This window comes from Pseudoalteromonas sp. TB25 (genome assembly GCF_000497995.1).
In the GTDB taxonomy this organism is placed as follows: Bacteria; Pseudomonadota; Gammaproteobacteria; order Enterobacterales; family Alteromonadaceae; genus Pseudoalteromonas; species Pseudoalteromonas distincta.
This window is the reverse complement of record NZ_AUTI01000295.1, coordinates 1-21,698: the sequence shown is the minus strand read 5'-3', so window position 1 is coordinate 21,698 and position 21,698 is coordinate 1. Positions and strand designations below refer to the sequence as shown.

The window sequence follows — 21,698 nt, the reverse complement described above, 5'->3', positions numbered from 1 at the left end:
CTTGGCCAATCAAGCTTTGCAGTCACGTAGCTGTCGGCGTAATACCACGGTTTTACTTTAATGCCGGGTGATTTAAGCGCCTCTTGCCATGCTTGCTCAATTAATACTTGAGCAAGCCACGCTTTTGCCTGCATATAAGCGCCGTGACCAAATAATCCAAGCCCAGCTATTAGTAAACCCGCGCTTAGCCACTTTTTCATTTACGTGCCCTGCTTAACTTAAATGATCGGTTTATTTTAAGGGCGCTAAATCCCAATAATAAAATACAGCCTAGTAATATATGTAACCTGCTTTGCCCATCGGTTTGCGGTAAACGCATTGCCATACCTTGTGGTACTGCATTAGTAGCTTGCGCCGTTTGCTCTGCCACTTCTTTTATTTGAGTTTGTTCAATCGCTATAAAAGCAGTAAACGGGCTAAGTAATTGATGAGTAAGCGCAAGCTCCTGTACTTCATCTTTAACTGTATTTTGCTCGTTGTATAAAAGTAATGACTTGATTTTTTGGCGCGCCCACAGTTTTGCTATACCTTGAGCGCTTGAGCTATTTTGTGTACTTAATTTAATACTTAAAGGACCTTGTGCTGTTTGCCCAGCAAGTACCACATTTTTAGCATTATTAAGTTTTATGGCGACCATGATAGGCTCACCAAAATATAAATCAGGTAGTGGTGGCGGCCAAAAATCTAAGCTGTTACCGCTTTCATCGCTTAGCCCCAAATTAGTAATAGCCGGATGTGCAAGCTTATCAAACAACTGCTGCATTTTAGGTTGCACCTCGCTTGTGCTGCCTATAAACGTAAATGAGCCTTTACCTATATCTGCCGCTCGGCGCATAAAAAAGCTATTCGGTGCGCTGCCAATACCCACTGTAAATAAGCGGCTATCGCCTAATTTACTTTGAATATTTTTAAATAATGCATCTTCATTACTTACGCTGCCATCAGTTAAAAATACAACTTGGCGCACAAAACCACCAAACTCGCTACCATCAAGTACGGCATTAAGCGCACCTTGTATTTCAGTGCCACCGTCGGCCTCTAGGCTATAAATAAATCGCTCTGCACGGCGTAAATTAAAGTCACTGGCTATAAGTGGTTTATCGCTCATTGGAGTTACTATGTTGTCAAAACCAATAATGTTAAAGCTGTCGTCGCTATCAAGTAATGAAAGTGCATAAAACAACGCTTTTTTAGCTTGCTCCATAGATTGCCCATGCATAGAGCCTGACGTATCAACTACAAATACCATTTCACGAGGTAAGCGCTGTGTTTGTGTGAAATGATCCCCTGGTGGCATTAGCATAGCAAGCCCGTATCGGTCACCATTTTCAAACTGCTGAGTAAAAAATGCGGCTTGAGCTTGCTCTTTTTGCAGCGGTTTAAACTCAAGTACAAAGTCGCGATTAACTGCATTTGTCTCATTTAACGCTATTTTATATTGTCCAAACGCGGTGTTTTGCACATCAACATTGTGAAATTTAGAATTGATATCCACCAGCTCTAAGCCTACGTCTATATCTATGTTTAAGCTAAATTGGCTGCTTGGTACGTTATCATTTTGATTACTGCTTTTAATACTGTAAACAGGGCTTAACCATCCCGTTGGGAGCGAGTTAAAGTGCGTTTGGTTCTGAGTACTCACCTCAACTTCACCACTAATCGCGTGATAACGCGGTGTAATGGTAGTAGGAAATCTAATAGCAAATGTGCCGCTGCTGTAATCAATTATTTCTTGATACTCAAGCTCAATAATTACTTGCTCACCAGGGCCAATATTTGCCACATTCGTAATAAACATATTGGCGCGTTGCTGGCGCACAAGGGCCGCTTGCTTACCTGCTTTTTTAGCCTCCTCGTATTTTTTTTCGGCCTCTACCTTTTTATCAATTTGGCCTTTAATGACTCGCTCACCTATACGCATAGTCATGGCATGTACGGCGCTTTCATCAGGCAATGGAAAAACGTAGCGCGCATTAACCGCAAACGGGTTTTCGTTTTGATAAGTTTGCGTAACTACAACATGATTAATTAGGCCGGTTAAGGTCATATTGGCGTCGCTTTTTAATATTATTGCTGGGCCTGCTGGCGCACCATTGCTATCAAAAAGCTCTAACTTGGGTGATTGCGCATGGCTTTTGAAGCTCGCTAACAGCACAATCGCTATGAATATAAAAATGCTTACTTTAGTAAGCATTTTGGTCGGTTTACTCAACATAAAATCACTCCATCGAACGCTTTGTTTTACTTAGATTCAGTTAGATTTAGTTACTCGCCGTTTGGCCATTTACTGAGTTCATTGAGCGAGTGGTAAGCGTTACGCGTCTATCAAAAAAGTTATCTTCCACCGTGTTACTGTTAGCCAATGTTTGCTGCTCGCCAAATGCCTGCGTGCTTAAGCGTTTATGGCTCACGCCGTGTTTTATTAAATAGCTTTGCACGGCATTTACACGTGCTTTGGAAAGTAAAAGGTTGGCTTGCTCATCGCCTCGTTGATCGGCAAAGCCACTTAAATCAAGTGCGAGTTGTGGTTGGTTGTTTAACAAGGTAACCAGTTGGTCTAACTGCAGCGCAAAATGCGGGGCAATAACACTTGAACCTGTTTTAAATTGCACCGTCATCGCCAATAAGTTATTAATTTGAACTTGAGTTAACTGCTCATTTTGATTGGCAAGCACTTCTAGCTGTTGCTCTAACATATTATTGTGGTTAAGCACGTGTTGGTAATCGCTGGTTTTTTCTTTCATAACCGTAATTGCACGCTCTTGCTCTGCAATTTTGTTATCAGCTACTTTTGAATCACCTATTAAACCACCGGCAAATGCCCCAATAAACGCACCTATTGGCCCGCCTACTACGCCGCCAATAATAGCGCCTGCACCTAAACCAATAGCCGTTTCTTTATGGGCTTCTTTTGATGGCGTGTTAGATGTTGAGGCAATTGCTGGAGTACAAAAAATAGCAACGAGTGTTAACGCAATTAATGTCTTCTTCATGATTTGATCCTTAAACTTACTTTTTAATTTGTGATGTTTTGTTTTGATGGACCTATTAAAACAAGCTCAAGTGGCAACAAAGGGGATCAAAAATGGCAAACTGCTGAGCAATTGTGGCAAAAAAATGGCAATTGCCTTTTTAAGCGTACTTAGCTTAAAAACTTCGATATAGTGCACAACAGAGCCGATAGGATAATGATTAAGATGAAAAAAATAGCCATCGTTGAAGATGAACCCGCAATCCGCGAAAACTACATAGAAATGCTGAGCGCACAGGGCTACCAAGTCAGTGGCTTTGAAAATCGCGCCAGCGCTGAAGCTGCATTTAAAAACGCCCTGCCCGATTTAGCCATTGTTGATATTGGCCTAGGCCATGAAATAGATGGTGGTTTTTTACTGTGCCAAACATTGCGTTCGCTTTCTAAAACACTGCCTATTATTTTTTTAACCGCCCGCGATAGCGAAATAGATACTGTATGCGGCCTGCGCATGGGCGCCGACGACTACCTAACAAAAGACATAAGCTTGGCTCACTTGGCTGCACGTATTGGTGCGCTATTTCGCCGAATGGAAGCACTTGAACAACCCGCTGATGCAAACGCCCTCATAACACGCGGGCAGTTAACGCTCGACACGCAACGTATGCAGGTATTTTGGCAGCAACAATTAGTTGATTTAACCGTAACCGAATTTTGGATGCTGCATTCACTCGCCCAGCGACCAGGCCATGTTAAAAGCCGTAACGATTTAATGAGCGATGCAAAAATTTATGTAGACGACAGCACTATTACTTCACACGTAAAACGTATTCGTAAAAAGTTTATAGCACTCGACAGCGCCTTTGATTGCATAGATACCGTGTATGGCATGGGCTATCGGTGGGAACAACACTAATGCTACGATTTGGTCTGCGCAGTAAATTTATATTACTTTCATGTTTTTTGTTTTTGCTGCCGTGGCTTGGCTACGAGTACGTATGGGAAATGGAAAAGTTTTTACGCCAAGGCCAAGAAAAAACCCTCGTAGGCACTACTCGCGCACTTGCTACTGCACTACATGAGCGCCCCGCATTATTTGACGAGCAAACCAACTTTTTAGACCAAGTAGTAAAAGGCCGCGATTTATACGCTTATAATCTTAAAAATCCTATTCAGCTCGACGGTAAACTTAACGATTGGGACAACTACCAACCGCTATTTTGGCATTACGACAAGCGCTACTTACAAAAAACAGATAACAAACATCAAGCCAGTGACTTATCGTTTGATCATATGGTGGGAAAGTTTGATAACTACTTATACGCCGTATTTAAAGTCACCGACAATACCCTTATTTATCGCGCTAAAAATAGCTTAAGCATTACTAATAACGATTATTTACAAATTGGCCTAAAAACGCCTGACGGCCAGTTTAACACTTACATTATTGCGCCACGCCAAAACGGCTGGGTTAATGCGTTTGATGCAAAAACCAAAGCCCCTTTTACTAAAATCCAGGGCTATTTTGAAAGTACCGAATCAGGTTATAACGTAGAGCTGCGCTTTCCTATTAGCATGCTGGGCAACAAACTTGGCTTTGCTATTGTTGACATTGATAGTAAAGAGGCATTGCTAGAGCCTAAAATAATGTCGACCTCAAACTTAAATAACCCAAACGATTTAGGCTCGGTATTAGTCCCTTCCCCAGAAATTAGCCGTATTTTAAAAGGTATGGGCCACAGTGGTAGCCGCATTTGGGTGGTTGATAACCATCATCGTGTACTTGCGCAATCGGGTACTATTCAAAATGCAGATGGCGTATGGGCTGATGGACTTGCTAACAAAGCACCTGAAACTTGGTGGCAGCGCTTTGAGCAAAATTACTTACACCCAATTTACTATAAAATATTAACGCGCCCCGAAAATGAGTTTTTAGATACCCTGCACGATGTAGCTTCTATGCAGGGCACACATTTAGCGAAAGCATTAAAAGGACAACCTGCATCGTCTTGGCGATTAACACCCGACAGTAAAGCCGTTATTTTATCGGCCGCTTACCCTATTTGGATTCAAGACCAAGTAATTGGCGCGGTAATAGCAGAGGAAACCACAAACGGCGTACGTACGCTGCGTAACAAATCGCTCGAAAAACTCTTTAACGTTATTTTAGCTGTGATGCTAATTGGTACTGTCACCTTGTTCTTTTTTGCCTCACGTATATCGAACCGAATTAGGCGACTGCGCGATACTGCTGAGCAAGCGATTGATGCACAAGGGCGTGTTACCGGCAGTATTAATTACAGCGATGCTAACGATGAAATTGGGGATCTTTCTCGTAGTTTTTCAAACATTGTGAGCCGACTTGGTGGCTATACCGATTACTTAGAAAATATGTCGTCGCGGTTATCGCATGAGCTGCGCACGCCGGTTGCCGTAGTGCGCTCGTCACTCGAGAACTTACAAAGCTTGCCACAAAACGAGCTGAGTCAAAAATACCTTGACCGCGCCAGTGAAGGCGTTGAACGCTTAGGTAAAATAATAACCACCATGAGCGAAGCCACTCGCCTTGAGCAAAGCATTCAAAGCAACGAACCTGAACCTTTTGATTTACAAAAAGTAATAAATGGCTGCATGCAAGGCTATCAGCTTACTTACCCAAACCAGTTATTTACGCTTGATGTATGCCAAAACAAATTACCTATGCAAGGTGCTCCGGAGTTTATAGCTCAGCTGCTTGATAAACTTATTAATAACGCGCTGGAGTTTAGTGAAGCCAATACGGCTATTAATGTAGGCCTTAAGCAGAGCGAAAATAAAGCAACATTAACTGTGAGTAATACTGGTCCCGCTTTACCTGAAGGGTTAACTGAGCATATTTTTGATTCAATGGTGTCGGTACGTAGCCAGCAAATGCAGCAACAGCCACATTTGGGATTAGGGCTTTATATTGTAAGGCTGGTGTGCGACTACCATAAAGGCAGTGTAACCGCGCAAAACAACGAACAAGGTGATGGTGTAGTATTTACCGTAACACTGCCGTTAGTTAATGGTTAAGGCTGTATTTATACCGTTATATTTGTACCGTTATATTTATAGCCACAGCATTATATGCAAATAGTAAGTACGCAATAAATTAAATTCAGCTGTATATTTTTAGTTAAAAAGAGTTACTTTAATTTATCTTAACTCTATATAAATTAACAAATAAACCCCTCTCATCCCTTAAAACCCGCCGGTTACAATTTAGTACAACTTCAAATGTAACTATTCACTTTTTATTCAGTCGAATGACCATACCCTACATCATATTAAAGTATTGAATTGAAGGAATACTCATGAAACCATCACTAGAGCGTGAAGAACTAGACTTTATTTTTGACTTATACAGGCCCTCTAAAAAACCTGAGCCTGAAGAGATAAAACCAAAAAGCACCAATTACAAAGAGCTAAGAAAGCACGACGCGACTAAAAACCAAGGTGTATCGCACTACTTAGTCTAATTTTATTACGCTTGGGACTTCTCATGTTCTAAAAATGCTTTAATGCAGTTTATTTCTGCAAGTTTTACTTCTTCGCCTATTTCAGGGCCTTTTTTGCCATTTTTAAGTGCATCTTGCACTACTTGTTTCTTATCCATTTTTTGCAGTTCAGTATGAATTGCTCGCAGCTTAGCTGCTTGCGGGTATGGCTTATCGACCAGTGTTTCACCACGCCCTTGTGCATCACATTGGCATGCTTGGGTAAACGCTATAAAACGTTCTGGGTGTACCAACGCATTTAAGTTAGTCACTATTAGCTTGTGAATGGTTTGCGGCCTTAACTGATCAATTGTATGGCAAAGGGTGTGATTATCACTGGTGAGTACGCCAACATCACGAAAACGGTTAGGCACTTTTAAGCGCTCACAAAACGCCTCAATAACTGCAACGCCTTCGCGTTCGTGCCCTCGTAGGTTTCCATGCTTTTTAAAACTAAGCGCTTTTCCAAAATCATGGGTAAGTGCAGCAAAACGTGCTTCTAAGTTAAAATTTAAATCAGCTGCACGCCTAAGTACCAACATAGTATGAACAAATACATCCCCTTCAGGATGATGGTTTGCCGGTTGCGGTACATTAACCATGCGCTCAAGTTCTGGAAAAATACCTAAACCTTGCAGTGCTTCAAAATAAAGCTCAGGGTGCTTTTCACCCAGTGCTTTTTCAGTTTCAAGCCACACGCGCTCAGATACTAAATGATTTAGCTCACCTTTATTTTTAAGCTCGCGCATTAATGCATAGGTACTTGGGTGAATACGCCAATCACTGCCATAGCGCGCTAAAAAACGGGCAATACGCAGTACTCGAACAGGGTCTTCTACAAATGCCTCAGTGGTGTGGCGCAGTGTTTTATTTTGTAAGTCAGTTTGGCCATTAAACGGGTCAATAATATTACCGTGTTCATCAAGCGCCATTGAATTTATGGTCAAATCACGCCTTGCTAAATCTTCTTCTAGCGTAACGGTTGGGCTGGCATCAACCACAAAGCCTGTATAGCCTTTGCCACTTTTACGCTCTGTGCGCCCTAGTGCATATTCTTCTTTTGTTTTTGGGTGTAAGTAAACCGGAAAGTCACTACCTATTGGCACAAAACCAAGCGATTCCATCGTTTTTGGTGTTTCCCCAATCACTACATAGTCGTTATCTTTTGATTTTATATTTAGCAGTTTGTCGCGCACTGCACCGCCAACGAGGTAAACTTGTTTTAAGTTACTTTTCACTTTATTCCCAATAACACTTGCCCAATTGTTTGACGCTAATCATATCATTAATTAAAAAATTCTGCGGTATTTGCCAAGCTTAAGTAAGCTCATTACAATGGCGCATTATTTTTAGCTATAGCCTCATAATTAATGAAAAGCCATTCATCAAAAAAAGAACTCATGTTACTACCCATTTTATTAGTGGTTATTTTAATGTGTGTGGCGGGTCACTTTTTACTACAAGCAAATTTTCAAGACAGTAATGTGGTTGAATACATGTTGGCAGCACTGCCGTTTGCTATGTTTGGGTTGGTTATTGTGGCGTTTAAAATGGCGGCTAAAAGCGAAAAAGATGAGCAAAACGAGCAGGACTCTTAATCCTACTCTGTTTTAGCTACTTATTATAATTTAAAGTATGTGATAGCCAAACCAGTCTGGCTTTATCGGCTGCGATATACCGCTTGGCGTGAGCTTAATGTTTAGCTGGCTGTCGAGTAAATCAATGGCAAAGCAATCGTCCACATCATGTAAATCATCTTTATGAATATGACTAAGCCCTGCGAGCAAATCGTTTTTAGCGCGCTCTTTAGCTTCATGGCTACTGCTTGCAACATACAGTGCAAAGTCATGTTGCTCAGCCATGGAATCACTTCTGTAAGCGCCTAAATTTACAAAATAGAGTTGTTTATTTTGCTCCACATAGCTATCAACAACTTCTACTTTAAAGCCATCAATATGATTAATTGCCATGTAGCTATCCATGTGAACACTACTTCTGTCGCCTACCCATTGGCTTTTTAACTTTGAGTAGGTTTGCTCTATATTCTCCCCTACTACAAAACGAATATCATGCATTTCAATGTGGCAACCTTGAATCCGGCCACCTAAATACACCATAAATAACTGCATGCTTTTCCTTAACCTAAATTATCAACATCAATATTATGCTTTTTAATCAACTTATAAAAATCTGAGCGGTTGCGCTTGGCAAGCTTAGCGCCTTCTGCTACGTTACCACCTGCCATTTTTAAAGTGTTAATTACATAGTCGCGCTCAAACTCTTTTTTAGCGTCGTTTAGTGATAATGGTTCTACGTTTGTTTCGTTACTATTTAGCGCAGCTAACACTAAATGCTCTGAAATAACATCGCTTGGCGTTAATGCTACAACCTGCTCTACTACGTTTTGTAATTGGCGGATATTACCTGGCCAATCGTAACGCACAAGTGCATGCATAGCATCGCTTGCAAAGTGTTTTTCAGTTTGGTTCATGCGCTTAGCAATGCTTGCACTAAAATGCTGTGCTAATAAGCTTATATCTTCGCGGCGCTCACACAGTGGCGGTAATTTTAAATTAACTACGTTTAAGCGATAGTATAAATCTTCTCTAAATTGCTGGTTTAAAATAGCTTCAGGAAGATTTTTATGTGTTGCCGACACTATGCGTACATCAATTGCTATCTCTTCTTGAAAACCTACTGGGCGAATTGTTTTTTCTTGTAATACGCGCAGTAACTTAACCTGTAAGTTAAGCGGCATATCGCCAATTTCGTCTAAAAATAACGTGCCACCCTGTGCTTGTTGAAACAAACCTTGGTGATCTTTAATTGCACCCGTAAACGAGCCTTTTTTATGACCAAATAATTCGGACTCTAAAAGCTCCCCTGGTACAGCGCCGCAGTTAATTGCAACAAAAGGGCCACCGCTTACATGGCTATGCTGGTGAATCGCCTGTGCGAGTAATTCTTTACCAGTACCACTAGCCCCCGAAATAAGTACATTAACTTGCGTTGGCCCAAGTAGTTTTACTTGCTCTAACAAGTGCAGCATTGCACCACTGCGCGTAACTATATTACTTTTAGGTGCAGCTTCATCGGCGTTAACACCATGAATTTCTATCGCTTTAGCAAGGCTGTCAAATAGCTCATCTTTATCCACTGGTTTAGTTATGAATGCAAAAATGCCCTGTTTAGTTGCCTCTACTGCATCAGGAATTGAGCCGTGCGCTGTCATCATAATAACAGGTAATGCAGGGTAGCGGCTTTGCAGCTGACGATGCAGTGCCATACCATCCATTTCATCCATGCGTAAGTCGGTTATTACGGCATCAAACACTTGGCTTTTAAGTATTTGTAGTGCGGTTAAGCCGCTTTCGCAGGTTGTCACTTCGTATCCTTTTGATTCGATACGAATAGCGAGCAGTTTTAATAAGCTAGCGTCGTCGTCTACGAGTAATACTTTTGCACCTTGTACTTTAGTTGCGGCCATCGTTACTGCTCCTTCGTTTCTTCTCGTAGTAAAAGTTGCTGCTCAATCGTTGCTAACGATGAGAGGGTTTCTTGCATTTTATTATTAAGTGCTTGTTGCTCTTTTTTAGCATTTATTTGCATAGTTACTTGCTGCTTTTGAAGCCATAAATATTGCTTTATGTCATCAGGCCAAAAGTAAGCAAGATCGAGCTTTAGCAACTTAGTCATTACCGTATTTGGATCATCATTTATGTTTAAGCACATGAACTTAAAAAAGCGTTTAAGCTCGTTTTCGCCTGTAAAAACATCTTTGCTAGGTATCAATTTAAATCCACCACACTGATTAGCGTGCCATGCAATAACTTGCTCTGCAGGAGGATAGCTTGGTTCAATTTTTGGTCTAGGTTTTGGACTAGGATTACTGTTTTTGTCGGTCGTTTTTTTTGTATCGACCACAGGTGCAGGTGTAATTGACACACGCTCTTCTTGCCCATTATTAATTTCACAACCTGATATAACCATGCTGCTACTGAGCACACATAAAATAGCGATTAAACGCAAGCGCATGTTAATTAACTCCTAGATTTTTTGTTATGGGAATTTTAATTGAAAACCGGCAACCATGTGGCTCGTTATGCTCAACACTAAGTGTACCTCTTAGCTGTTCAACAGACTCTTTTACAATAGTTAAACCCAGTCCACTGCCTTGCAGCGTAACATTTTTACTGTGTTTACCTTGATAAAATGCGCTGAAAATTTGAGTTTTTTCTTGCTCTTTAATACCGCACCCTTTATCAAGTACAACGATACAAAGCTGGTTTTGCTCAAGCGCTAAATTAATAGTAACGCTTTGCTTATCCTCTGAAAATTTTAAGCCATTTGAAATAAGCTGAATTAAAATCATCTCAATAAGCTCACTAGGTAAAGCAAGCGGTTTGTTAGGTAAAGTATTTTGCCACTGCAGAGCTTGCTCACGCGCAGTTAAGCGATGCTCAAAATGGCTATTAATTTTATTAATAAGAAGACTAAATTCAACTTCGCTTAAGCTGTCTTTACTGGTGCGAATCGCATTATAACTCAGCAAACTGTCAATCATTGTGCGAAGGCGCACCATAGATTGGCTAATAAGCTCAAGCACTGCTTTTTGCTCAGCGGTAATTGGGCCTACTATTTCATCAGTTAATAAGTCAGTGCCTTCAACCATTGAAGCAAGCGGCGTTTTTAGCTCATGAGTTACATGGCGTAAAAAAGTATCTTTTTGCTGCTCAAGCATATGAAGTTGCTCTTGTACCCATTGGAGCTTTTCTCCTAGCTCAACAAGCTCAGCTGAACCTTTCACAGATATTTTTTGCTGCCAATGCCCCTGCCCAAGCTTATCAATAACCGTAGTTAACCCTTTTAGTCGCCCACTTATACGCCATAAAAAGCCTCCCCCAACAATTAAAGTCAGTGGAATAAGTGCCACCAGCCAATTTATAAATGACGCTTGCAGGCTTGTAAGCTCTTTTTGGTTATTGGTAATTTGCGCTTCGTTTTTATCACGTAACCATAAAGTAAGCTCAGCAACTAAATCGCTCACTGGCACAAATAGCTCAGCTTGCTGTTGTTTTTTCTCAACAAGCTCTACATGCGCGGTTTGTAAGGTGGTATATAAGCGTTGCCATTGGTTGATATACTCTTTATTCGTGTTTACAAATTTGAGTTCATCAATGCTTTGTAGGGATGATTGCCATTTATCAACAATAAGCTTATCTAGCGATTCACTTTTTAATACCCAGTTTTGTCTAGTGGCGCGTTCAAGACTGTTGAGTTCTTGCTTTAAAGTGTTAAACGATTTGGTAACTTGGTAGTTGCTACTCACAATACTTTGAGTAACCGCTAATTGCTTATTAAGCGCATTTAAAAATACGATCACCACTATAGAAAGCGGCAGTAACGAAAGCAGCATACTCATTGCAAATTGCCCAATTAAATTAGGCCGCCAGTTAAGCATTGCTTGGTATTTTTTAGCTATGGTTGCTGGCATTTCGTTTAGTCCTTTTAAGTTAAGCGTTCTATTATTAAGTGCTTACCTTATACACTAGCTGAACCAGCAATTATATTTAATACGATTAACTGCCAGCACTACAAAACAATGTGTCGCCAAATAGAGACAACGTAACTCGTTGATTTTAATAAACTCCCTTTTAACCCCATTAAATAGTGTTGCAAAAGGCGCACAAAAATTACAATAAACCCAGTAAAAACTTCTCACTGGCTTAAAGCTAAAACAATAACCAATTGAAAAATAACAACAATTATTATTGGCACCATTTTTGTAATAGGAGTAATAACTTTAATCAATAAGGAAATAATTATGAACAAACGCATTTTAGTAATTTCATCATTACTGGCTTTAGGCTTTTTAGGCGCTAATGCACACGCAATGGACGTTCACGCGACTTTTAACGAACTTGATAAAGACAGTAACGGCACATTAAGTGAAGCCGAAGCAGGTGAAGATGCTGTGTTACACGAGAATTTTTCTCAAATTGATACTAATCAAGATGGGCAATTGTCGCTAGATGAATTCAAAAAATTTATTCAATAAACTCATTTAATAAGGAACGTGATTATGAAACAACTTATAGCCGCTTTTTCATTAATGTTTTTAGCAATTAGTGCCACCGTAATTGCATCGCCAACAAATGTGCGTTTTGCCCACTTAGATAAAGACATGGACGGACAAATATCAATTGCAGAAGCAAAGGAAGATAAGGAAGTAATGAGACAATTTGCCGACTTAGATGAAGACGGTGATGAAAAGGTCTCAAAAAAAGAATTTGAAAGCTTTAAACCTTAATGAGTAATTACTGATTAAGCTTTACTTAAGCTTGTTATAGGTAAACTGGAATTAAAAGCATTTGCCATAATCCCTGAGGGAGTGTGTAAAAGGATTTAATGTTGGGAGTTAAATTACGGCAAGTGCTTTTTCCTTTTCACTTTATTTTAGCCACAAACTTTAAATACATCTTTTGGAAGGAACACCATGAAGATACTTCCCCTTACTATAAGCATCTTAATGCTATTAAGCTTTGATGCCGCTGCACTTGATGTAAAGCAACGCTTTGATCACCTCGATAGCGACAAAAGTGGCTATTTAACGCATGACGAACTTGATCCCCAACCACAACTATTAAACACATTTATAAAATGGGACAAAAACCAAGATAACCAAATTTCGTTAATCGAATTTAAAAATTACCTTACCAATAACCTCTACTGAGTATTTTTCATGGAAAAAACAAGCTATATAGCGCTTTTTGCGTTTAGTATTTTTAGCACATTAGGCTTTGCTGCAAGCAACAATGTTGCAGAGCAATTTGAAAAACTTGATAGAAACCAGGATGGTTTTTTAACACGTTCAGAAACCGCTGTAGACCCCGCTTTGTGGTCTCGATTTTCAAGCTATGATCAAGACAAAGACGGCAAGCTAACGCTAAGTGAATACAGTTTATATGCAAGTAAGTAGTCTTATAGCTAGGTACACAAACACCTAGCTTATTATATTTATACTATTAATTACGTTCAGACTTTATTTTTAGAACAATGCGCTAAGTACTCTGCATCAGTAGGTTTTGGGCTCACCATAAAATCCATTTTGAGATAAGTTAGAATCGGTTGCTTACTCGTATTTTCAACTGTCGGTTTCCAGCGCCATAAACCCACAGCAGCTGCCGCATCAATATCAAACACGCCCTCAGGGTAAGACGAGACAACCTTATACCCTTGGACTTCACCTTGTGAATTAATTAACATAGCAAACTCAACACAGCCTTAAATACTTTTCTTTGCAGCTTCTATCTGACATCGCGGCTCAACTCTTTTAGCAACATCCCAGTATTCACCTACCTTACTTCGCAGTTCAGGACTTGATAAATCAATAAAACTCGGCATTTCATCGTTTACTTGTTTATCAGACATTGAGCTACAGGCTGTCAGCATCATGCTCAAGGGAGTAATAAATAGAGAGCTTTCATAGCATTCCCTTATTAATTCGTTATAAATAATTTTTTAAGTAGTTGCATCAATTACCTGTTATGCAAACGCACCACCAAAGTGAGATATATAAATACTCCACTTAAAATCTTATGACTTTCTTCTTTCTCCCGTTATTTGAAATGCTTCGCCAGCCGGACAATTCTTTAAATATTTTTCACCTACTGGTTTTGAGTCAATAGTGAAATCAATTCTAATATGAGTAAGAACAGGCTGTTTAGCTACATTTACGTTAGTAGGCAACCAGGCCCATGTACTTAAAGATTGAGCTGCGGCTTCATCAAATAACCCTTTAGGATATGAGGAGGTTACTTTATATCCTTGCGCCCTACCCTCAGAATTAATGATAGTCATGAGTTCTACACAACCTGCAAGACCCTTTTTTGCAGCAGCTATTGGATATTGTGGTTCTGTTCTTGTTAAAATATTCCAATAGTCTTTCACCCTATCGCGCAGCTCAACACTTGATAAATCTATATAATCTAGCTTTTCAACAGTTTCCTCTGTCGTAGGTGTTGCTCCACATGCCGCAAGTAATGAAGTTAATGGGAGTAATAAATAGAGGGCTTTCATAGCGTTTCCTTGTGCTTTATTGATTGTTTTACATACTAAATAATCACATCAATTACCTATTTTGTAAACAGTTAGTAAAGAGAAAAACCTTATAATGAGGCCTATCAATTCATTGGTATTATAAAATCAAGTTTGTTAATGTAAGTAAATTAACAATAAAAATTAAGTAACCATGTCGCTCAAAAAAATAATCAAACCACTCATACTAGCCAGCCTTTGCGCTAGTTCTAGTTACACTATTGCACAAACAAAAGTAATTTATAACGCCAATGGTTATACCCCTTTATACCAAGGTGAAGTACAGCAGTTTACTACCCTCGTTATTAAAAATGGCAAGGTAGTAAAACTAGGTAGCGATACACTTAAAGATAGCTACCCAGATGCCAAGCTAATTGACGCGCACGGTAATACCTTATTACCAGGCTTAATTGATGCTCATGGGCACGTTATTGGCCTTGGCGATAATTTATCGCAACTTGATGTACGCGGTGCAGAATCGGTTGATGAAGCAACGAATAAACTAAAAGTATTTGCCGATAACAAACAAGGTTGGATTATAGGGCGAGGTTGGAACCAAGAGCTTTGGGCTGATACACGCTTTCCTACTGCTAAAGATTTAGACAAAGTAGTTAACGATCGACCTGTGGTGCTTTCTCGAGTTGATAGCCACGCCATTTGGGTTAATTCAAAAGCGCTCGAACTTGCAGGTATTACCGCCCAAACAAAAGCACCTGAAGGCGGTGAGATAATTAAAGACGAATTTGGCAATCCTACGGGTATTTTTGTAGACAAAGCAGAATCGCTAATTACCCAGCATATGCCAGCCCCTTCAAAACAAGATATAAGTGACTCACTTGATGCAGCAGGTAAACATTTATTAAGTTTAGGCATTACCTCTACTCACGATGCAGGTATTGATAAAACCACATGGGAGGTTTATAAAGAGCGCGGCGACCTTGGTAATTTACCGCTACGTATTGTGGCAATGTTAAGTGGTGCAAGCCCTGATTTAGACACAATGTTAAAGGCAGGCCGATACCACGACAAAAATGACTTTATGGAAATTCGCAGTGTTAAAGTTTACGCCGATGGCGCATTGGGCTCTCGTGGTGCAGCACTTATTGAAGAATATGCAGACAGACCTGGTCACCATGGTTTAATGCTTGAAACACAAGAGAAACTCGAAGCACTCTTTACACAAAGCTTTAAAAGCGGCTTTAGCGCAAATACTCACGCCATTGGCGACAAAGCAAATAAAGTAGTACTTGATGCCTATCAAAATGTATTTAAAAAAACGGGCGGTATATTACTACGAAACCGAATAGAGCACGCCCAAATTGTAACCCCTGATGATATCCCTCGCTTTAAAGCGTTAAAAATAATCCCTTCAATGCAGCCAGTGCATGCCACTTCAGATATGCATATGGCAGAGCAGCGTTTAACTGAAAAACAACTAAGCGGCGCCTACGCGTGGCAAACATTTTTACAGCAAGGTTCGGTTGTTGCTGCGGGCTCTGATTACCCTGTAGAGCTTGCAAATCCATTTGATGGTTTGTATTCAGCAATTACACGCATGGACCATAACAAACTACCGGAAAACGGCTGGCGCGCAAGTGAAGTACTAAGCCGCGAAGATGCATTACGTGCATTTACGCTTGGTGGCGCCTATGCAGCTCATCAAGAATTTAAGGTGGGTAGTTTAGAAAAAGGTAAATGGGCCGACTTTATTTTAATTGATAAAGACTACTTTAAAGTGCCTGTTGACGAGATATACAAAACAAACGTACTGCAAACGTGGGTAGCAGGAATAAAGCGATACGAAAAAACTAAGACAGAAAATACCACCGAAAAATAAAACTAAAAAAGGGTTAACGCAAGTTAACCCTTTTTGGTTGTGTAGGAAGGCACTTTTAGCTAAACATGTTTTTCACATCTTTTAGCATGTCGTTGTACTCATCACTTGTGAATAGCTGCATAGACGGTATAACGCCTTTGTCTATATACGTTTGCAGCGCTGCCGACTTATCAGAAACTTGTAACGTGCCCTCTAAAATAGCCCCTACTCGAATAAAATCCACGTAACTTACTTTTTCAGGTTTGTAACTTGGGTCAGCCCAGCTCTGAGCTACATCAACAAACTCTTTAGGGAATTCCCACGCTTGCATAATAGATGAGCCAATTTTTCCACTCAGCTTTTGAATTGCATGAGCCAAAAAGCTTGGATTAGCAAATACCTCTGGGTGGCGCTCAGCTTCAGTTAAAATTGGTAATACACCAATATTATAAACAAGTGCGGCGAGTGTAATAGAATCGCGGTTTAGTGACGTGTGCTTACTATTTTTTAAATAAAACTCCATGAGTGATATTGAATGGCTAGCAACGGTTAATGTTTTTTGCCATGCCTTACCCATGTAGCCTTTAATTAGCTCATTATTTGATACAAATAATTGTTCCATAGCCATAGCTGTAGCAATGTTTTTAATTTGACGTAATCCAATACGAGTCACTGCTTGTTGTAAATTAGATACTTTTACAGAACGTCCCATAATCGCACTATTAGCTACTTTTATCATACGAGCTGAAAGCGCTGGATCTTGTGAGATTACATCTGACATTTGGATTAAATTCACATCTGGGTTATCTGCAGCTTGGCGAACCTTAATCGCTACTTCAGGTAGCGTTGGTAAAACCAACGTATCGTTATTTATTCTATCGACTAGAATCGTTAATAAAGCGTTTTCTGTAGACATAAAGCTGCCATCCTTTTGTGTTCAGCCTGTAAAGTAACTGCAAACTCAGGCAGTTAATTTTCGTATTAGTAATATAATTAGTATTGTCTAACTTACCGATAAAGTTAAGAAAATTATAGAAGTTTATTTTTATTTATAATGCTTTACCGCTCATGCTTGCCTTACAACGCCAAATACTTGCTATTTACCATTTAGTTTTGCTTTAATGCACTCACAATAAGGAAGCGTTTGTACATACTTAATATTTTAACTAAAGCAGTACAAATTATTAAACTTACTTTTTAACAGGCAATATAATGATCTTAAATAAAATTAGCCAAGCAATTATGCTCTCTGGTGTTGTTTTTCTTAGCGCATGTTCTGAACAAGCGCCGTCTTCTACCGACAACACAGCCGTAGAGCTTGCTCAAAAAAGCAGTGCACAGTCAGGCCCTAAACTTATTAATGCAGATAAACAACGTTTAGATATTTACACCGACTTTAGCTTACAAAGTGATTTATCGCACTTAAGCGATAATCAACGAGCAATGGTTGCAAAGCTTATTGACGCTTCAAAAATAATGGATGAGTTATTTTGGAAGCAAGCATTTGGTGAAAATAAAGATGCTTTTTTAGCAAAACTAAACGATGAAAAAGTACGTAAATTTGCTGATATTAACTATGGTCCATGGGATCGTTTAAATGGTGATGAAGCATTTTTATCCAGCTATAAAGAAAAACCTCTTGGCGCACAGTTTTACCCTGCTGATATAACCAAAGAAGAGTTAAACAATGCAGACGTTGAAGATAAAACAGGGCTTTATTCTGTAATTAAGCGTGATGAGCAAGGTAAGCTTTACAGCGTGCCTTATTCAAAAGAATACGCTGATGAGCTTGCAAAAGCCGCTGATATTTTACGTGAAGCAAGCAAACTTGCTGACGATAAAGAATTTGCTAACTATCTAAACTTGCGTGCCGATGCTCTACAAAAAGATGACTTTCAAGTATCTGACTTTGCTTGGATGGATATGAAAAATAACCCAGTAGATGTGGTTATTGGTCCAATTGAAACTTATGAAGATCAATTATTTGGTTACCGCGCAGCTTATGAATCTTACGTACTTATTAAAGATTTAAAATGGAGCGAACGCTTAGCTAAGTTTGCAGCATTTTTACCTGAACTTCAAAAAGGCTTACCTGTAGATGCTAAGTACAAACAAGAAGTACCAGGCTCTGACGCCGACCTAAATGCATATGATGTTGTTTACTACGCTGGGCATTCAAACGCAGGTAGTAAAACAATAGCAATTAACTTACCAAACGATGAGCAAGTACAGCTAGAAAAAGGAACTCGTCGTCTGCAACTTAAAAACGCAATGCGTGCTAAATTTGATAAAATTTTAGTGCCAATTTCAGAGCAGTTAATTGTACCAGAGCAGCGTAAACACATTACTTTTGATGCATTTTTTGCCAATACGATGTTCCATGAAGTGGCTCACGGTTTAGGTATTAAAAATACAATCACAGGTAAAGGTACTGTTCGTCAATCACTACAAGAACACGCAAGTGCCCTTGAAGAAGGTAAAGCCGATATTTTAGGTCTATACATGATTGAACAGTTACTTAAAAAAGGCGAAATTACTGAAGGCACTATTGAAGATTATTACACGACCTTCATGGCAGGTATATTCCGCTCAGTTCGTTTTGGAGCATCAAGCGCGCATGGTAAAGCAAATATGATCCGCTTTAACTTTTTTGCTCAAGAAGGTGCTTTTTCTAAAAATGAAAAAGGCTTATACCGCGTTAATATGGAAAAAATGAGCATTGCAATGGCTAAGCTTTCTCGCTTAATTTTAACTCTGCAAGGTGATGGCGATTACGAAAAAGTAGATCAACTAATTGCAACGCATGGCGACATTAAAGAAGAACTTGCTAAAGACTTAGAAAAACTAAGTAAAGCTAATATCCCTGTAGATGTAACATTTAAGCAAGGTAAGGAAATACTAGGGCTTAAATAAGTTTAGTTAGTTAAACCCTAAAAAAGCGTTGCAGCTTAAAACTGCAGCGCTTTTTTTAGCTCTGTGATTTGTAGATCTGTATAAGGCACTGCTGGGTGTTTACCCCATATTGGCGCAGGCCATGCAGCATCACTCGTAAAACGCGCAATATGATGAATATGCAATTGCGGCACCATATTACCTAAAGCCGCTATGTTTAATTTATCAGGTTTAAATACATCCATTAATAATTTACTTAGCTTGGCTGACTCTTTTAAATAAACAATTTGATCATCCTCAGATAAATCAATTATCTCTTTTAAGTTAGCCTGCCTAGGCACTAATACAAACCACGGATACAAGCTGTCGTTCAATAAAAGTACTTTACACAACGGCCAATCGGCAAGTTCTATACAGTCGCGTTTAAGTTCTGGCGCTAGTTTAAATTCAGGGTGAGTCATTGCTATGTCCTACTTTGTCTTTGATAATCGCCACTTTATAGCATTTAGTTGCAGTTGCACACGCTTGGCTTTACCATCAAAGCAATATTTATAATAAGCTAAGGCAACCTTGTGCTAAAAAAAATAAAACACCTCTCACTAGCTATACCGTTAATGGTTGGCGCTATTAGTGTTCAAGCAAAACCTTTATCGCTGGAGCGAATTTTTGACGATCCGAGCCTTTCTGGTAAATCACCTGTACAACTTAAATTTTCGCCTGACGGCAGCCGTGTAACTTACCTACAAGGCAAAAGCGATGACTACAACCGCTACGATTTATGGGAATACAATCTAAAAGATAACACCAACCGTGTGCTAGTTGATTCAGCAAAGTTATTTTCAGGCCCAGAAAACCTATCAGATGAAGAAAAAGCACGCCGCGAACGCCAACGTATTTTTGGTAAAGGCATACTTGAATACAAATGGTCTAAAGATGGCAAAGCACTTTTATTCCCACTCAATGGCGACCTTTATTATTACGATTTAGCCTCTGCTAAAAGTAAAAAACTAACCGACACTGAAACATTTGAAACCGATGCACGCTTTTCACCTAAAGGTAACTACGTATCGTTTATTCGAGAGCAAAACCTATTCGCTTTAGAGCTTGAATCTGGTAAAGAGATTCAGCTTAGTAAAGATGGCGGCGGCGTAATTAAAAACGGCATGGCCGAATTTGTTGCTCAAGAAGAAATGAGCCGTATGACAGGTTACTGGTGGTCAGGTGATGAAACTAAAATTGCCTATACCCGCGTTGACGAAACCCCTGTAAAAGAAGCTATCCGTAACGAAATTTACGCTGATGAAGTTAAATTATTTAACCAGCGCTACCCGTTTACAGGTACCGATAATGTTAAAATTCAACTTGGTGTGGTTAAGCTAAACGACCAAAAAGTAGATTGGATTGATTTAGGTAAAGATGAAGACATTTACATTGCACGCGCTAAATGGCTAAAAGACGGCAATACACTGTCGTACCAATGGCAAAATCGCTCGCAACATAAATTAGAACTGCGTTTTTATAACAGCGAAACTAAAGCCCAAAAAGTAGCGCTGACCGAAAATAGCGAAACGTGGATAAACCTACATTTTGATCTTGAGTTTTTAAAAGACAAAAAACACTTTGTATGGGCATCTGAGCGCGACGGCTTTAAACATTTATATCTGTATCGTACAAACGGTCAACTTGTTCGCCAAATTACCTCAGGTGACTGGGCTGTTGATAGCTTAAAAGGTATTGATGAGAAAAAAGGCATTGTTTACTTTGCCGGTCGAAAAGATACACCGCTTGAAAGCCATTTATACAGCGCGCCTTTATTTAAAAAAGGCGATGCCAAACGTATTACCGAAAAAGGTCAGTACCACAATGTTGTGCTAGCAAAGGACAGCAAAACCTTTATCGATAATAGCTCTTCTGATAATAAACCAAACTCAGCAGCACTTCGTAAAGTAAACGGTGAATTTATTACCTGGCTTGAAGAAAATAAGCTTGATAGTAGCCACCCCCTTACTCCTTATTTAAGCGACTTAACAAAACCAGAATACGGCACAATTAAAGCCGATGATGGTCAAGTTATGCATTACCGTTTATTTAAGCCTAGCGCCATTGCTGATGGCAAAAAGCACCCTGTTATTGTTAACGTATACGGCGGCCCGCATGCTCAACGAGTGACGAATAGCTGGCGCAGTAAAAACTTGTACTTTCAGTACATGGCGCAACAAGGTTATGTAATTTTTCAACTGGATAACCGTGGTTCGTACAACCGTGGTAAAAAGTTTGAAGATGCTATTTATAAACATTTAGGTGTGGTTGAAGTTGCCGATCAAATTAAAGGCGTAGAGTTTTTACGTACACTTGATTACGTTGATCCACAACGCATCGGTGTTTATGGCCACAGCTACGGCGG

At 39.7% G+C, this 21,698-nt stretch carries 23 protein-coding genes and 1 pseudogene; 11 read left to right on the top strand and 13 right to left on the bottom strand.

All coding sequences use genetic code 11. The features are described 5' to 3' along the window. The 3 genes and pseudogenes from L652_RS0110815 to pdsO all read right to left on the bottom strand — a co-directional run. Positions 1-200, bottom strand: a pseudogene (locus L652_RS0110815) (class GN sortase); the annotation flags it as partial. Next, entirely contained in the window at positions 197-2,215 is a 2,019-nt protein-coding gene (locus tag L652_RS0110810) for a marine proteobacterial sortase target protein (RefSeq protein ID WP_024597606.1), read from the bottom strand. The pseudogene L652_RS0110815 and the gene L652_RS0110810, both read right to left, overlap by 4 nt. 46 nt (positions 2,216-2,261) lie before the next feature. Further along, entirely contained in the window at positions 2,262-2,993 is a 732-nt protein-coding gene (pdsO, locus tag L652_RS0110805) for a sortase-associated OmpA-like protein PdsO (protein ID WP_024597605.1), read from the bottom strand. A 204-nt stretch (positions 2,994-3,197) separates the two neighbouring features. Here pdsO and pdsR point away from each other — a divergent pair, with 204 nt between their 5' ends. The 3 genes from pdsR (at position 3,198) to L652_RS1000000125130 (ending at position 6,471) form a co-directional block, all read left to right on the top strand. Continuing rightward, positions 3,198-3,887 (top strand): proteobacterial dedicated sortase system response regulator, encoded by a 690-nt coding sequence (gene pdsR / locus L652_RS0110795; protein WP_024597604.1) that lies wholly within the window; start codon positions 3,198-3,200, stop codon positions 3,885-3,887. Next, positions 3,887-6,025 (top strand): proteobacterial dedicated sortase system histidine kinase, encoded by a 2,139-nt coding sequence (pdsS, locus tag L652_RS0110790; protein ID WP_024597603.1) that lies wholly within the window; start codon positions 3,887-3,889, stop codon positions 6,023-6,025. Before pdsR ends, pdsS begins: the two co-directional genes overlap by 1 nt. A 281-nt stretch (positions 6,026-6,306) precedes the next feature. After that, positions 6,307-6,471: a hypothetical protein gene (locus L652_RS1000000125130; protein ID WP_164487638.1), complete on the top strand. Its 165-nt coding sequence runs from the start codon at positions 6,307-6,309 to the stop codon at positions 6,469-6,471. 5 nt (positions 6,472-6,476) lie between these two features. Here the strand turns inward: L652_RS1000000125130 and L652_RS0110780 are convergent, their stop codons facing one another. After that, positions 6,477-7,727, bottom strand: coding sequence for a multifunctional CCA addition/repair protein (locus L652_RS0110780; RefSeq protein ID WP_024597602.1), 1,251 nt, complete (start codon positions 7,725-7,727; stop codon positions 6,477-6,479). Positions 7,728-7,859: 132 nt separating this feature from the next. Here L652_RS0110780 and L652_RS0110775 point away from each other — a divergent pair, with 132 nt between their 5' ends. Continuing rightward, a complete protein-coding gene (locus tag L652_RS0110775; protein WP_024597601.1) occupies positions 7,860-8,087 on the top strand; it encodes a hypothetical protein in 228 nt (75 codons plus the stop codon). 30 nt (positions 8,088-8,117) lie between these two features. On the opposite strand, the gene L652_RS0110770 is transcribed toward L652_RS0110775, so the two are convergent. From L652_RS0110770 to L652_RS0110755, 4 genes are read right to left on the bottom strand one after another with little or no spacing between them, the layout of a single operon-like run. Then, entirely contained in the window at positions 8,118-8,618 is a 501-nt protein-coding gene (locus L652_RS0110770) for a DUF1543 domain-containing protein (protein ID WP_002961636.1), read from the bottom strand. A gap of 8 nt (positions 8,619-8,626) precedes the next feature. Next, on the bottom strand, positions 8,627-9,976 hold the full coding sequence (locus L652_RS0110765; RefSeq protein ID WP_024597600.1) for a sigma 54-interacting transcriptional regulator: 1,350 nt from the start codon (positions 9,974-9,976) through the stop codon (positions 8,627-8,629). Positions 9,977-9,978: 2 nt separating this feature from the next. Next, positions 9,979-10,524 carry a hypothetical protein gene (locus L652_RS0110760; protein WP_024597599.1) on the bottom strand — a complete coding sequence of 182 codons (546 nt, stop codon included), beginning with the start codon at positions 10,522-10,524 and terminating at the stop codon, positions 9,979-9,981. Position 10,525: 1 nt separating this feature from the next. Further along, a complete protein-coding gene (locus L652_RS0110755) occupies positions 10,526-11,983 on the bottom strand; it encodes a HAMP domain-containing sensor histidine kinase (RefSeq protein WP_024597598.1) in 1,458 nt (485 codons plus the stop codon). 330 nt (positions 11,984-12,313) lie between these two features. On the opposite strand from L652_RS0110755, the gene L652_RS0110750 reads away from it, so the two are divergent. The 4 genes from L652_RS0110750 to L652_RS0110735 all read left to right on the top strand — a co-directional run bounded on the left by L652_RS0110750 (position 12,314) and on the right by L652_RS0110735 (position 13,468). Next, on the top strand, positions 12,314-12,547 hold the full coding sequence (locus tag L652_RS0110750; RefSeq protein WP_002961641.1) for an EF-hand domain-containing protein: 234 nt from the start codon (positions 12,314-12,316) through the stop codon (positions 12,545-12,547). Between the two features lie 24 nt (positions 12,548-12,571). Next, positions 12,572-12,799: a hypothetical protein gene (locus L652_RS0110745; protein ID WP_024597597.1), complete on the top strand. Its 228-nt coding sequence runs from the start codon at positions 12,572-12,574 to the stop codon at positions 12,797-12,799. Between the two features lie 186 nt (positions 12,800-12,985). Further along, on the top strand, positions 12,986-13,222 hold the full coding sequence (locus L652_RS0110740; RefSeq protein ID WP_024597596.1) for a calcium dependent protein: 237 nt from the start codon (positions 12,986-12,988) through the stop codon (positions 13,220-13,222). Positions 13,223-13,231: 9 nt separating this feature from the next. Further along, positions 13,232-13,468, top strand: a complete 237-nt coding sequence (locus L652_RS0110735) for a calcium-binding protein (RefSeq protein ID WP_024597595.1) — start codon at positions 13,232-13,234, stop codon at positions 13,466-13,468. 56 nt (positions 13,469-13,524) lie between these two features. Here the strand turns inward: L652_RS0110735 and L652_RS1000000125435 are convergent, their stop codons facing one another. The 3 genes from L652_RS1000000125435 to L652_RS0110725 form a co-directional block, all read right to left on the bottom strand. Beyond that, positions 13,525-13,755 carry an energy transducer TonB gene (locus L652_RS1000000125435; protein ID WP_240915857.1) on the bottom strand — a complete coding sequence of 77 codons (231 nt, stop codon included), beginning with the start codon at positions 13,753-13,755 and terminating at the stop codon, positions 13,525-13,527. An 18-nt stretch (positions 13,756-13,773) separates the two neighbouring features. Further along, complete coding sequence (locus L652_RS1000000125430) at positions 13,774-13,944, bottom strand: hypothetical protein (protein ID WP_253947745.1); 171 nt, start codon at positions 13,942-13,944, stop codon at positions 13,774-13,776. A gap of 141 nt (positions 13,945-14,085) precedes the next feature. Then, positions 14,086-14,568: an energy transducer TonB gene (locus L652_RS0110725; RefSeq protein WP_024597594.1), complete on the bottom strand. Its 483-nt coding sequence runs from the start codon at positions 14,566-14,568 to the stop codon at positions 14,086-14,088. A 172-nt stretch (positions 14,569-14,740) separates the two neighbouring features. Here L652_RS0110725 and L652_RS0110720 point away from each other — a divergent pair, with 172 nt between their 5' ends. Continuing rightward, positions 14,741-16,423 (top strand): amidohydrolase, encoded by a 1,683-nt coding sequence (locus L652_RS0110720; RefSeq protein WP_024597593.1) that lies wholly within the window; start codon positions 14,741-14,743, stop codon positions 16,421-16,423. A gap of 55 nt (positions 16,424-16,478) precedes the next feature. On the opposite strand, the gene L652_RS0110715 is transcribed toward L652_RS0110720, so the two are convergent. Next, the gene (locus L652_RS0110715; protein WP_002961652.1) at positions 16,479-17,318 is read right to left on the bottom strand and encodes an HDOD domain-containing protein; all 840 of its coding nucleotides are present in this window, start codon (positions 17,316-17,318) and stop codon (positions 16,479-16,481) included. 296 nt (positions 17,319-17,614) lie between these two features. On the opposite strand from L652_RS0110715, the gene L652_RS0110710 reads away from it, so the two are divergent. Then, positions 17,615-19,315, top strand: a complete 1,701-nt coding sequence (locus L652_RS0110710; protein ID WP_024597592.1) for a hypothetical protein — start codon at positions 17,615-17,617, stop codon at positions 19,313-19,315. Positions 19,316-19,350: 35 nt separating this feature from the next. Here the strand turns inward: L652_RS0110710 and L652_RS0110705 are convergent, their stop codons facing one another. After that, on the bottom strand, positions 19,351-19,755 hold the full coding sequence (locus tag L652_RS0110705; RefSeq protein ID WP_024597591.1) for an HIT family protein: 405 nt from the start codon (positions 19,753-19,755) through the stop codon (positions 19,351-19,353). A 111-nt stretch (positions 19,756-19,866) separates the two neighbouring features. On the opposite strand from L652_RS0110705, the gene L652_RS0110700 reads away from it, so the two are divergent. After that, on the top strand, positions 19,867-21,698 hold a 1,832-nt coding region (locus L652_RS0110700), incomplete at its 3' end, for a DPP IV N-terminal domain-containing protein (protein ID WP_024597590.1).